This is a genomic window from Neolewinella litorea (assembly GCF_004803465.1).
Lineage (GTDB): Bacteria > Bacteroidota > Bacteroidia > Chitinophagales > Saprospiraceae > Neolewinella > Neolewinella litorea.
On the sequence record NZ_SRSF01000002.1, the window covers coordinates 330,007 to 343,081 of the forward strand.

Here is a 13,075-nt window from a genome sequence, read left to right on the forward strand (position 1 = left end):
CCCGACGAGACGTCGGGAACCGAGACGTCGCGAACCACTACCTTTTCGTCCCACCAAGTTATTTGCTAGATATTTATCCCTAATGCGCATTGCCATACACCAATTTAATGCTGAGCTCGGGGCCGTCGACCGCAACCTGCAGCGGATCGAAGGCCTGCTGGCGGAGCTTGCCCCCGGGGAAATCGACCTCATCCTCTTCCCCGAAATGTGCGACACGGGCTACGCCATGGACGTCATCATGGAAAACGCGGTGGCCTGGGACGAACACCACCTCGCAGGCGTCAAGCGGGAGGCGGCGCGACTCGGCGCTACCGTGGTCGTCGGCATCTCGGAACGCGCCGGCAACGATGTCTTCAACACCGCGGCCGTGATCGCCCCCGACGGCAGCTTGATCTATAAATACCGCAAGACCCACCTGGTTTCCATTGCCCCCATCCACGAGGACCACTACCTCACCCCCGGCGATTCCCTGGGGTACTTCGTTTCGGGCGGCGTGAACTTCGGCGTGATGACCTGCTACGAGCTCCGCTTCCCGGAAGTGGCCCGCACTTTGACGCTCCGGGGCGCCCAGGTGCTGCTGGTGCCGACGGCCTGGCCCGCCGTGCGAGTGGAGCACCTGACCAGTCTGTTACGGGCCCGGGCGATCGAGAACCAGCTGTTCGTGGTCTGCGCGAGTCGCGTGGGCACCGACGCGGACATTACCTTCTCCGGCAACAGTATGGTCATCGACCCCAACGGTAACATCCTGGCCCGTGGCTCGGCCGCGACGGAGGAGTGGCTCCGGGCGGATATTGACCTGGAGACCGTCCAACGGTCGCGAGAGCGCATCGCTGCTTTGCTGGAGCGACGGCCCCACCTGTATGGCGGCAAGTAGTGGTTCCCCGGCACCCGCGCTCCGCCGCCCCACTCAGAAAGCACTCCGCAGCGCAAACATATCCCGCCGGAATGACCTGCATTATTACCCGATCAATCCGCAACGTCATGACCACCTGTGAATTTCCTATCACCTTCCACCAGTCCGTAAAAGAACTGATCGACCGCTTCAACGAAGCCATTACCAACAAGGGGGGTACGTTCATGGGCGACGAACGGCGCGGGGAATTTTCTATCCCCACTTCCGCAGGACCCGTGGAGGGGCGTTACCGGACCGTAGACAACACCTTCCACTTTACGCTCCATGACCTGCCCGCAGCCGTGACCTGCCACAAGGCCGACAACACCTTTCGGAGTCTGATCGGCTCGCCGCCTGATCTTTCGCTGGATTTTCTTTAGTCGGACCGCCAAGGCGGTTGAGTCATTTTACCTTGACTGGCGCGGAATCGGAGCGTTTGCAATTCCGGCACACCCAACCCTATTTTACTGTCTGTTATGAATTGCCTTCCGGCTCCATTTGAAATCCGGAAGCGAACGGCTTCTGCTTTGGAGCGTGTGTGCAGTCTGTAGGTTCATACACCTTCTTCCGTCAACGTTGCCGTGCCCTGTACTCTGCAGCCCCTCGAAAATTCACGCGACGCCATCATGACAACGCTTTTTATTCTCTGGCTTACGGTCCTCTTCTTTGCTTTTCACCTGGCGGGCCATCTGTTTGACATGCGGGCCAACCAACCCAACTGGCGATCGGCGGAACCGGACGCGGTCAAGCGCTACCGCGATTTTTACCGGGTCAGTTCACCGCGCCAGTTCTTTGCTCCGTTGGTCATCGGGTGTCCGCTGGCCGCCCTGGCCGCCCTGGCGTTCGCGTGGGAGTACGGTGGAGCGGCCCTGGGGTACCTGACCCTCACGTTTTGCACCGGTCTGGCGGTGTTGATCCTTACCGTTGTCTACTTCGTCCCGGTCAACAAGTACCTCTTTACCGCGGAAAGTCTTGATGCCGGTCGGCTGAAAAAAAGAACTGCCTTCTGGATGTCGCTGGAGTACGTGCGGGTTTCCTTGCTGGTCGTCGGATTGCTCGCCGCTATTCTGGCCCTGGAGGATTTCCGTACGCTCACCTGAACCGGGCAGTGTGCAGGTCACCGGTACCTAAATATCACACATGTTCATAGACGCAATCCGGTGCTTCCACCCGATCGCAGCGGATTTTTTCCTAGCCGCCCTGGTACGCCCTGCTCGGTACTGGCACCACCTACGGCATTGCCAATGGAGGTAAGGGATTGGACCGGATCAGCAATAATTGTCTTGTTGACAAATTAAATGAGATGAGGATTTCTCCCGCGCTATACGGGTCACTATCTTGGGGCTTCATTGATCCGCTGCCCGTTCCCGGATGGGCAAACTGCATTCGCTCATGCCCCTTCAGAATTTATCGGCCGCTGGCCTGCTTCTACTGTTCCTTTCGTTCGCCTGCAGTCCCGATCGCCCGTCGGCCACCGCCGATCTGGATGAATTGAACGGCTACTACGCCTCCCCCCAGGGCTCTTCGGACTCCGTAACCCTGGTCATGGATACCATTGCCGGTCCGGAAATCGTCCCCAGCCCCGCCTGCCTGGCGGTGCTGCCCACGGGAGAAGTATTCGTCGGCGTCGACAAGATGGGCTCGCTCGGCAAAGAGCCGGGTTTTGGCGCCATCGTCCGTCTGGTCGACTCCGACAACGATGGCAAGTACGAGTCGCACACGGAGTTCACCAAGGTGGATAACCCCCGCGGCATCATGGCGGTGGGCGACCGCGTGTACGTTCTCCACACCGCCTTCGAGGGGAACGACGACGTGGCTACGGGGATGGATCTGGTGGTATATGAAGACCAGGACCACGACGGCGTAGCCGACGGCCCCGCCACTCCCCTAGTCAAGCACCTGAGCTCCCCCACCCCGCTGCAGGAGCGGGGCACCGACCACGCCACCAACGGTATCCGCATGGGCATCGACGGCTGGATCTACATCGCGGTGGGCGACTTCGGCTTCCACGACGCCACCGACCGCGCGGAAAAGAAAATGACGATGCTGGGCGGCGGCATCGTCCGCGTGCGCCCCGACGGCACCGGGCTGGAAGTCTACGCCCACGGCACCCGCAACATCTACGACGTGGCCATTGACCCCTTCATGAACATCTTCACCCGCGGCAACACCAACGACGGCGGCGGCTGGAACGTGCGCTTCATTCACTACCTGCAGAGCGGAGAGTACGGCTACCCTACCCTTTTCAAGCACTTTACCGAGGACATCCTGCCCGCGCTAGTCGACGTGGGCGGAGGCTCCGGCACCGGCAGCTACTTCATGGACGACGACCGCTGGCCGGCCCGCTACAACCATGTACCAATGATGGCCGATTGGGGCCGCAACCAGCTCTACATCCACCGGGTCGAGCGCGACGGACCAAGCTTTACGCAGGCGGAAGAGGAATTCATCGAACTGCCCCAGATCACGGATGTCGACCTCGACGGCTCCGGCCGAATGTTCCTCGGTGCCTGGGACGGTGCTGGGTACCGCGGCAGTCCGGACAAAGGGTACGTGGTGAAGGTCACGCCCGCCAACTGGAAATACGAACCCTTTCCCGACCTGAAGGCGGCTACGGTACCTCAGCTGGGGCAGCTGCTGCAGGCCGGCAATTCCGTCACCCGCTTTCACGCCCAGCAGGAACTGCTCACGCGCCCCCAGGCGGAAGCCGCGGATGCCGCCTGGGCGGTGGCCAGCGACCCCTCCCTCTCCCTGGCGGCGCGGGTAGCCGGCGTATACACCTACGCCCAGATCGCCTGCGCTACCGGCACCGAAAAACTGGAAGAACTCAGCCGGGAAGACAAAATGCGGGAATTCGCCCTGCGGGCCATGGCCGACCGCAAGGATTGCCTGGCCGAAGTTCCCCTGGAGCCCTACCTGACCGCCGTACACGACCCGAATCCCCGGGTACAGGCGGCGGCTATCGTCGGACTGGGCCGCCTGGGTAAGCTCGAAGCCGCAGAAACCCTGCTGGAAGTCACCGTGCCCGCGACCGTCAAAGCCCCCGAAGGCGAGGCGGAAGGCCCCCACGCCACCCCGAATAGCTCCATCATTCTGCCCCACCTGGCCGTGCGGTCGCTCGTAGAACTCGGCGCGGTCGAGGAAAGCGTCCAGGCCATCGACGACAATCCCGAGCTCGCCCTGTGGGCCCTGCAGTACTTCCACGACCCCGCCGCGGTACAGGGACTCATCACAGGCTACGAAACCCACGATCACCCCGAACTGAAGAAGGACATCCTGCAGACGCTCGCCCGACTGTATCACCAAGAGGCCCCCTACGCCGGCGACTGGTGGTGGAGCACCCGCCCCGATACCCACGGCCCCTACTACAAGGGGATGACCTGGGAAGCTTCGCCCCGGATCAGGGAATTCCTGGTACAGGAGGCCACCAAAGCCGACGCGGAGCAAAAATCTTTCTTCGCCCGCCTGAACGAGCGCTACCGCCTGGAAATCACCGAACTGGGCAGCACCGACGCACTGGCCGAAGGCACCACCGAAGCCGAAGTCGACCTGGCCGCCATTGCCAACGAAAAGGGGGAAGTGGGCAAAGCCTCCATCGAAGACGTCATCCTAGCCCTCGCGGACCTGGAGGGCGACCCCGCCCGGGGCAAGGAACTGTTCGTCGACCAGGGCTGTAATGCCTGCCACAGCATCGATAAGGGCGAGGCGATGAAGGGCCCCTTCATGGGACAGATCGGCTCCATCATGACCCGCGACCAGATAGCGGAATCCATCCTCAAGCCGAACGCGTCCATCTCCCAGGGCTTCGCTTCCTACCTCATCGAGACGCGGGAGGGGGAAGCCTACGTCGGCTTCATCACCGCCGAATCGGCCGACGCCCTCACGATCCGCGATATGGAAGGCAACAGTACCACCCTGAAGAAGGCTAATATTACCAATCGCGAGGAACTGCCCACCTCCATGATGCCGGTGGGACTGGCCAACGCCCTGTCCTTCGAGGAGCTGGCCTCGCTCGTGAATTTCCTGGCACAGCAGAAGTAACCCGCAAGTAAAGGGGGCGCGGCCGCGGGTGCCGCACCCTCACCGAACCACCGCCGCGAAAGGTGGTTTCACCCCAAATCCTTTTCCCATGGCGCAAGGCCCCATTACCGTAAACACCACCGTGGACGCTCCACGGTCCGCTACCTGGCACTACTACACCGAGTCGGAACACGTGATCAACTGGAACTTCGCTTCCGAAGACTGGCACTGTCCGGCCGCCGTCAACGACCTGCGGGTGGGCGGCGAGTTCCGCATCACCATGGCCGCCAAGGACGGCAGCATGAGTTTTGACTTCGAGGGCACCTACAACGAGGTGGAACCCGAACACCACATCGCGTACACCCTCAGCAACGGCCGGCAGGTGACCGTCGACTTCCAGGAAGATTCAGCAGGGACCGACGTCACAGTGACCTTTGACCCGGAAAAGGAACATTCCCGGGAGATGCAGCAGGATGGCTGGCAGTCCATCCTCGACAATTTCCGGAAGTACGCTGAAGCGCAGGAGCGGCAGTAATATTTTCCCCACCCCGATCCGAAATTCCTTCTTGAGCATGCACCCGCGCGCGCCGGAAGGACCAGTATATCCAAAGCATGATCGCTTTAAAAAACAAAGGGCTTTATTTATCTGTTAGCCTAATGACTCTGTATCCGTCTGAAGCTGCATTATGCAATCCGTCTCCGCCGCCGCCACCCAGTACTTCGTCGACCGCGATTCGATCGTAAGGCGCATCTGGGGCAACGGCGATACCATCCTGTTCATCTTCGCGGGGGCCGCCGCGGAATTTGCGCTCAACAAGGCCGTCGACTGGCTCTACTTCACGGGTCGGCTGCCCGCCGATCCGATGGGCCGGCTGTTCTCCACGGTTGGCTACGCCCGGACCATCGTCTTCTCCAAACGCAGGGATGCTCTGAACGCCATCGATAGCATGGCCCACATCCACGCCGGGGTGGAAAGCCGACGCGGCGCACGGATCCCCGACTGGGCCTACCGGGATGTCCTCTTCATGCTCATCGATTATTCCATACGGTCGTACGAGATCCTGGAGCGTAAGCTGACCCCCGAAGAACGGGAGGAGGTATTCACGGTATTCCACCGGGTGGGCACGCGGATGGGCGTGCGGGGCCTACCCGCCACCTACCCCGAATGGGAAGTGATGCGCCACGGACACCTCAACGAAAACCTGGAACGGGGGCCGTACACGATAGACTTGTTCCGGCAATACCGCAAGCACCTGGGTACGCCCCGTTACCTGCTGCTGCGGGAGGCGCAGATGCTCGTGGTGCCGGAACGCGTAAGCCGTTTACTCCACTTCCGCGGTTTTTCCCTGATCGCACCGCTGCTCGGCCTGTACAAGATCGGTCGGCGCGTCGGACTCGACCGCCCACTGAAGGCCCTGCTGCTCCCCCCGGCCTACCAGCAGGAAATCCGTGCGCTGGACCACGCCCCTTGACCCGCCGACGCCCGGCAGCCCGCCCAACATACCTCGCCCCGCTCCGGTTAGCCAAGGGAACGCAGCACCATGAACGATCTCCTGCGCCCGGGCGCCACCTTCCCCGATTACGAACTGCCGGACCAAAACGGCGTCCGCCGCCGCCTCAGCAAACTGCAGGGCCAGGACCCCATTGCCCTGATGCTGGCCCGCGGCGGCTACTGCCCGAAGGAAGACCTGCAACACCAGTGGCTGGCGAGCATGCAGTCGGAGATCCAGGTAGGCTACTGCCGGCTGATCACCATCAGCACCGACACGCAACTACAGAGCCTGGAATGGCGCACCCGCCTCGGCGCCCACTGGCCGTTCCTCTCCGACCCCGATCGCCAACTGCAGCGGGAACTGGACATCCAAGAATACACGGACCCTAAGCACGATCCGATGATTCCGCATACGGTCTTGCTGGAGCCCGGACTGAAGGTGTACAAGGTCTACAACGGCTACTGGTACTTTGGCCGCCCGACGACGGAGGAATTGCGGCAGGACTTCCGGTCCATAACCCGCGCGCACCGACCCGACTGGGACATCACGGCACCCGCGCTCCGCCGCCAATGGGAAAGCGGTGACCGCACCTCATTTTACCCCTACAAATCCTGAACCCATGAGCCACCGCACCACCGCCGATGTCCTCGAAGCCCACCGCGCCGCCGGCAAATTCATCACCGTTGACGGCTTGCAAACTTTTGTCCTGGACAAGGGGAAGGGCGAGCCCGTGCTTTGCCTGCACGGCGTACCCACCTCTTCCTTTCTGTACCGCAAGGTGATTGACGGACTAGCCGCCCACGGCCTGCGGGGGATCTCCTTTGACCTGCCCGGCCTGGGCTTCACGGACCGGCCGGCCAATTTCGACTACGGTTTTTCCAACCTCGCACGCTTCTCGGCCCGCGTCACTGAAGTCCTGGGGCTGGACCGCTTTCACCTCGTAGTCCACGACGTAGGCGGGCCAGTTGGTTTCGCCATGGCCGCCGACCACCCCGCAAGGATCCGCTCGCTCACCATCCTCAACACGTGGATCGACGTGGTTAACTTCCGCAAGCCGCTTCCCATGCGCCCCTTCGAAATCCCCGTGGCGGGCGAAGCCGAGCTGGCCACGATCAACCACCTCACCTGGCAACTGATGTGGAAGGGACTGGGGGTCGCGGACGCCGACCAAATCCCGAAGGAAGAAAGCAACGCCTACGTTGACCTGCTGAAGCGCGACGACGGCGGCACCGCCTTCCTGAAGATCATGCGCAGCTTCGACAGCTCCGAAGCCTTCCGCGACCGCTGTTACCGGGCCGTCCACAACGCCTCCTACCCGATACAGGCCGTGTGGGGCAGTGGGGACCCGGCCCTCACCTTCGACCGCTACGGCCAGGAGATCAAACGCGTGGCGGGCCTTTCCACCGTCCATAAACTGCCCGGAAAACACTTCCTGCAGGAAGACCAGGCTACGGCCCTCGCCGCCCAGATCGCCGTTTTTATCCAACCCTGATCCCCAGCTATGCCGACCCAACCCAAAGTCATCTTCTTCGACGTCAACGAGACCCTCCTCGACCTGCAGCCGGTAAAGGAAAGCGTGGCGAACGCCCTGAACGGCCGTAAGGAGCTGGTACCCCTCTGGTTCACCACCCTTCTGCAGTACTCCCTGGTGGCTACGGTGGGCGACCGCTACGCCGACTTCGGGGACATCGGCGCCGCCACGCTGCGAATGGTGGCCGAAAAGAACCACATCACGCTTTCTCAAGAGGCGGCCGAGGCCGCCCTGAAACCTATCCGTTCCCTGCCGCCCCACCCCGAGGTGCCGGCCGCCCTGCGTCGGCTTCAGCGGGCGGGTTTCCGGCTGTTCACCCTCACCAACGGGGGCTCGGCGGCATTACAGGACCAGATCGGTCATGCGGGGCTGGAACCCTACTTCGAAAACCTGCTAAGCGTAGAGTCGATAGGCAAATTCAAGCCCCACCGTGACGTGTACAACTGGGCCGCCGATGAGGTAGGTGCTTCGCCGAAAGACTGCCTGCTCGTAGCCGCCCACGGCTGGGACGTAGCGGGCGCGGCCTGGGCCGGAATGCAGACCGCCTTCATCGCGCGCCCGGGCCAGGCACTGTATCCGTTGGCCGGGCCGACCACGTATACCTGTGAAGACCTGTCGAGCCTGGCCGACCGGCTCGTCGACTGACGCTACCCCGCCCCGCCGTACATTCCGGTAAACTGAGCTGAACCATGCGCGCCCTGCTTCTTTTATTCCCGCTGTTATGCTGCTTTTCCGGTCTGTCCGCACAAGACAAAAGCGGACCGCCGAACTTCGTCGTCATTTTCACGGATGACCTCGGCTACGGTGACCTGAGTAGCTACGGCCACCCCACCATCCGCACGCCGCGGCTCGATGAGATGGGCCGGGAGGGACAACGCTGGACCAATTTCTACGTCGCGGCCAACGTATGTACGCCCAGCCGCGCCGCCCTGCTCACGGGTCGTTACCCGGTGCGCAGCGGCATGTCCAGCGACCGCCACCGCGTATTGTTCCCCAACAGTACGGGTGGGCTGCCCGCCTCTGAGATCACCCTGGCTGAGCAGCTTAAGTCTGCCGGCTACGCCACCGCCGCCATCGGCAAGTGGCACCTGGGTCACCTGCCGCAGTATCTCCCTACAGCCCACGGCTTTGATACCTACTTCGGTATCCCCTACTCCAACGACATGGACCTGTCGTCGCCGCTGCCCTACCACGAGTTTTGGCGGCAGTCGCACGATTCCATCCGCGTGGAAAATTTCAACGTCCCCCTGCTGCGGGACACCCTGGTCGTAGAACAGCCCGCCGACCAGCGTACCATCACGCGCCGGTACACGCAGGAGGCTATGGATTTTATCAAAAGCCACGCCGGTGGTCCCTTTTTCGTTTACCTGGCCCATAACCTGCCGCACGTCCCCCTCTTCGCGTCCGACGACTTTTTGGGCAGCAGCGAACGTGGGCTATACGGGGACGTGGTGGAGGAGATCGATGACGGCGTAGGCCGGATCCTGGACCTCCTCCGCGCCGAGGGACTGGCGGAGAATACCATCGTCGTCTTCACTTCGGATAACGGCCCCTGGCGGTCTTACGGCCTCGACGGGGGCAGTCCGGGCCCCTTCCGGGCGGGCAAGGGTACCACCTGGGAGGGCGGGCACCGCGTACCGGCCGTTTTCTGGGGACCGGGCCGAATTGCGCCGGGCACGGTCCGCAGCATGGGCAGCACCCTGGACCTATTTACGACCTTTTCCGCCCTGGCCGGAGTAGCCCTGCCCGACGACCGGATCATCGACGGTCTTGATCTGTCGCCCACGCTGTTGCAAGGCCACGACAGTCCCCGCCAGGAAATGATCTTTTACCGGGGCCAAACGCCCTACGCCATGCGTCTGGGTCAGTACAAGGCCCACTTCATCACCGAGGGGGCCTACGGTCAATTCGGGGAACGGGAGGTGCACGAACCGCCCTTGCTGTACCACCTCGGATACGATCCCGGCGAAACGACCGACATCGCCCCGCAGCATCCGGAGGTGATCCAACAGATTGCCGAACGCCTGGACCAACACCGCGCTACGATCACACCGGTGAAGAATCAGCTGGCTGAACGAAAAAATTAACGATCATGCGCCCTGAAATACCCACCCTCCCTACGGATTCCTCCGAAGAGCACTTCCAGAATACCGCCCTGCGACCAATCCTCAAGCAACAGCACGAGTTATTGACCGCCGTATTGCAGCACTACCTCGTCAAGCGCAAGGTGAATCCGGGTCAGGTGTCGGCGGCCCGGCGATTTGAAAAAATAAAGGAACTGGTGACCCGCGACAATCGACTACGGGGCCTTCTTTTCGGGATGGTCGTGGGCCACTTCACCAGCGAGGAGTTGTCGTACTACCTGGACCACGAAGGTGAGATCAACCGCCGCATCACCAACCTGCTGGTCGAGCGGCTACGCTCTGCCCTGTAAGTCGGGGTCCCCACCGAAAAGGCCCACGCAAAGCAGGTCGCCCCCCTGACGTGCCCCGCACTGCCCGCAGTCTTTACCACTGGCGTTCAATACCTTAGCGGACGCCAATATTCTTTCGGTATGCCTGCCGCCCATATTCTTTTTTTCCTGTTGTTCGCCGCTTCTCTTCCGGCCCAGATCGACCTGCCGCCGGACTTTCTGTGGCGACTGGACAGTCTGGACATCCGGTTTACGCCGCCCCTCGACAGTGATTTCCGGGAGACCACCCTGCGTGGCGACAACCGCTGGTTGGAGGAGCACTACGCCATGTCGTCGCGCCGCGAGAAACTGGAACTGCGCTTCCATATCCTGCCGGAGCACGAAGGCGATCGCTATTATCAATTGCCGCACCTGGCCGCCACTACCCTGGCCATGAATCTTGGCAGCAACGACGAAGACGCGGTGACCGCGGTACACAGCTTTGACGAGGAGGAACTTGCCCTGTACGGTGCCGATTGGGCCCGTATGTACACCTTCCGGCCAAAGCGCAGCTTCAGCGACAAGGAGCAGGCACAGCTGATCGCCCTTTACCGGTCGGGACGCGGACTGGCCTACACCATCCTCCTCTTTGATAAGGCCCCCGACACCCTGGAGGGTCGGCAGCTTTCCCTGCGTTTCCGGTAGCGCGGAGCCGACCTAACTGACGGCAAGGACGGCATCCTCCGCCAGGACGAAAACCCGGTCGCCCGGCCGCACCTTCACTTCGGCGCAGCCGGTAAACTCCCCGAACGCCGGCAGGATGCCCTCGTTACTTCCGAAGTAGAAGCTCGGCAACTTCATGCTCCGCCCGCTTCCGTCCAGCAGCCTTACGCAGGGATGTACGTGGCCGCAGAGGTTGTACTGACCGGCCGGACGGCGTTCCTCAGTCAGCGGATGATGGCTCAGGCTGAAGGGCCCTTCAGTGATTATTTCCGGATGACAAACGAGCCGGGCCTCCTCGTAACAGTGGGGCGGCAGTACGTCGTGGTTGCCGGGCACCAATTCGAAGCGGATAGCCGGGCGGGCGGCGGTGAAGGCACAAAAGTCGCCCCACACGTGGTTGTGGTCGCTATGGAACAGATCTCCCAGGAGCAGTACGCGCTCCGGCCCGAATTCTTCGAGCAGGCCAGCCAGCCGCAGAAAATTGACCGAACTCACCCCCCGCGGCACGGCGATGCCCGCGCGCCGGAAGTGTGCCCCCTTACCGAGGTGCAGATCGGCCAGCAACAGCATGCGACGCGCTGGCCAGTAGATGGCGCGATCGGGATGGAGCAGCAGCTTTTCCCCGGCTATGATGACGGTTTCCATGGGGCCGCAAAAGTACGATTTGTCCGCGGCTCGCGACCTCCGGTCGCGGCTCATGGAACCACCAAAAACAGCTTCCGCACGGCTCGTGACCTCCGCCCGCGGCTCATTGGGTCGCCAATGAAGAATTTGCCCCCGGCTCGTGACCTCCGGTCGCGTCTCATTAGGTCGCCAAAGAAGAATTTGTCCGTGGCTGGTGACCTCCAGTCGCGGCGCTGCACAATACCGTTCCCATAAAACCGCAATAGGACCAGCGGCTCGTGACCTCCGGTCGCGGCTCACGAAACCACCAAAAAAACAGTTTGCCCACGGCTCGCGATCTCCGGTCGCGGCTCACCAAACCACAAAAGAAGAATTTGCCCACGGCTCATGACCTCCGGTCGCGGCCCTGCACAATGACGTTCCCATAAGACCGCAAAAGGACCAGCGGCTCGTGACCTCCGGTCGCGCCTCACGAAACCACCAAAAAACAATTTGCCCACAGCTCGCGACCTCAGGTCACAGCCCTCCGTAACCCAACAAACAGAAAACCAAAGTTCGCCGAAAGACCTTACTAGGAGTATGCGTATGAACCCCCCGATCTGGCTGTTCCTGGCCCCCCTTTGCACCTGCGGCCCCGCCCGCATGATGGCCCAGTTCTCCTACGACCTTGACCATCCCGTACTAGTGGCGGAGCTGCCCAAGGAACTCGATGAAATCTCGGGCCTGACCCTGTGCGGCGATGACCTGCTGGCCGTCGAAGACGAGCACGGCATACTCTACCGCCTCAGCGCCACCGACGGGAGCATTCAAGAGCGCCTGGAATTCTGGGACGACGGCGACTACGAAGGGCTGGCCGCCGTAAGCGAGGACGAAATCTGGGTAACCAAAAGTAACGGGCGGCTATACCGCATAACCCGCTCGGGCAACGACCGCCCGCGGGTGGAGGAGTTCAACAACTGGCTCAAGGGAGAAAACGACGTGGAGGGACTGGCCTACGATGCCGCGCGCAACCGTCTCCTGCTGGCCTGCAAGGACGACCCGAAGGGCAACGGCCTGGACAAGGACAACCGGTACATTTTCGCCTTTGACCTGAAAACCCGCGAACTGAGTGAGGAGGCCGCCTACAGCATTCCGCGCGAGGACGAATTTTCGCCCTCCGCCCTGGCGATCCACCCGCACACCGGCCAACTGTTTCTGACCAGCAGCGTAGGCAATCGACTGCTCGTCACCGACCGCGAGGGCAACATCGAAACGGTGCGGAAACTGGACAAAAAATGGCTGCCCCAGGCCGAAGGCCTGGCCTTCGCTCCGGACGGCACGCTATACATCAGTACCGAAGCCAAAGACGGCGAACCGGCCCGGATATATAGGCTACCTTTGGCCCCCTAACCAGCTGCACC

General features: G+C 62.0%; 14 protein-coding genes. 13 read left to right on the forward strand and 1 reads right to left on the reverse strand.

Going from position 1 to position 13,075, the window contains the following annotated elements; all coding sequences use genetic code 11:
- Window positions 1-82 precede the first annotated feature (82 nt).
- From E4021_RS07040 to E4021_RS07095, 12 genes are all read left to right on the forward strand, one after another.
- Window positions 83-874, forward strand: coding sequence for a nitrilase-related carbon-nitrogen hydrolase (locus E4021_RS07040; protein ID WP_136457790.1), 792 nt, complete (start codon window positions 83-85; stop codon window positions 872-874).
- A gap of 71 nt (window positions 875-945) precedes the next feature.
- Window positions 946-1,272, forward strand: coding sequence for a hypothetical protein (locus E4021_RS07045; protein ID WP_136457792.1), 327 nt, complete (start codon window positions 946-948; stop codon window positions 1,270-1,272).
- Window positions 1,273-1,518: 246 nt separating this feature from the next.
- Window positions 1,519-1,992 (forward strand): anthrone oxygenase family protein, encoded by a 474-nt coding sequence (locus E4021_RS07050; RefSeq protein WP_136457794.1) that lies wholly within the window; start codon window positions 1,519-1,521, stop codon window positions 1,990-1,992.
- A gap of 292 nt (window positions 1,993-2,284) precedes the next feature.
- Window positions 2,285-4,933, forward strand: coding sequence for a DUF7133 domain-containing protein (locus tag E4021_RS07055; protein WP_136457796.1), 2,649 nt, complete (start codon window positions 2,285-2,287; stop codon window positions 4,931-4,933).
- Between the two features lie 88 nt (window positions 4,934-5,021).
- Entirely contained in the window at window positions 5,022-5,447 is a 426-nt protein-coding gene (locus E4021_RS07060) for an SRPBCC domain-containing protein (RefSeq protein WP_136457798.1), read from the forward strand.
- Between the two features lie 151 nt (window positions 5,448-5,598).
- Window positions 5,599-6,384, forward strand: a complete 786-nt coding sequence (locus tag E4021_RS07065; RefSeq protein WP_136457800.1) for an oxygenase MpaB family protein — start codon at window positions 5,599-5,601, stop codon at window positions 6,382-6,384.
- Window positions 6,385-6,453: 69 nt separating this feature from the next.
- Complete coding sequence (locus E4021_RS07070; RefSeq protein WP_211096983.1) at window positions 6,454-7,020, forward strand: redoxin domain-containing protein; 567 nt, start codon at window positions 6,454-6,456, stop codon at window positions 7,018-7,020.
- A 4-nt stretch (window positions 7,021-7,024) separates the two neighbouring features.
- Window positions 7,025-7,897, forward strand: a complete 873-nt coding sequence (locus tag E4021_RS07075) for an alpha/beta fold hydrolase (protein ID WP_136457801.1) — start codon at window positions 7,025-7,027, stop codon at window positions 7,895-7,897.
- A 9-nt stretch (window positions 7,898-7,906) separates the two neighbouring features.
- A complete protein-coding gene (locus tag E4021_RS07080; protein WP_136457803.1) occupies window positions 7,907-8,581 on the forward strand; it encodes a haloacid dehalogenase type II in 675 nt (224 codons plus the stop codon).
- Between the two features lie 44 nt (window positions 8,582-8,625).
- A complete protein-coding gene (locus tag E4021_RS07085; protein ID WP_136457805.1) occupies window positions 8,626-10,023 on the forward strand; it encodes a sulfatase family protein in 1,398 nt (465 codons plus the stop codon).
- A 5-nt stretch (window positions 10,024-10,028) separates the two neighbouring features.
- On the forward strand, window positions 10,029-10,370 hold the full coding sequence (locus tag E4021_RS07090) for a hypothetical protein (RefSeq protein ID WP_136457807.1): 342 nt from the start codon (window positions 10,029-10,031) through the stop codon (window positions 10,368-10,370).
- Window positions 10,371-10,490: 120 nt separating this feature from the next.
- A complete protein-coding gene (locus E4021_RS07095) occupies window positions 10,491-11,033 on the forward strand; it encodes a hypothetical protein (RefSeq protein WP_136457809.1) in 543 nt (180 codons plus the stop codon).
- 12 nt (window positions 11,034-11,045) lie between these two features.
- On the opposite strand, the gene pdeM is transcribed toward E4021_RS07095, so the two are convergent.
- Entirely contained in the window at window positions 11,046-11,696 is a 651-nt protein-coding gene (pdeM, locus tag E4021_RS07100; protein ID WP_168797503.1) for a ligase-associated DNA damage response endonuclease PdeM, read from the reverse strand.
- Between the two features lie 558 nt (window positions 11,697-12,254).
- Here pdeM and E4021_RS07105 point away from each other — a divergent pair.
- Window positions 12,255-13,064 (forward strand): SdiA-regulated domain-containing protein, encoded by an 810-nt coding sequence (locus tag E4021_RS07105; protein WP_136457813.1) that lies wholly within the window; start codon window positions 12,255-12,257, stop codon window positions 13,062-13,064.
- Window positions 13,065-13,075 lie beyond the last annotated feature (11 nt).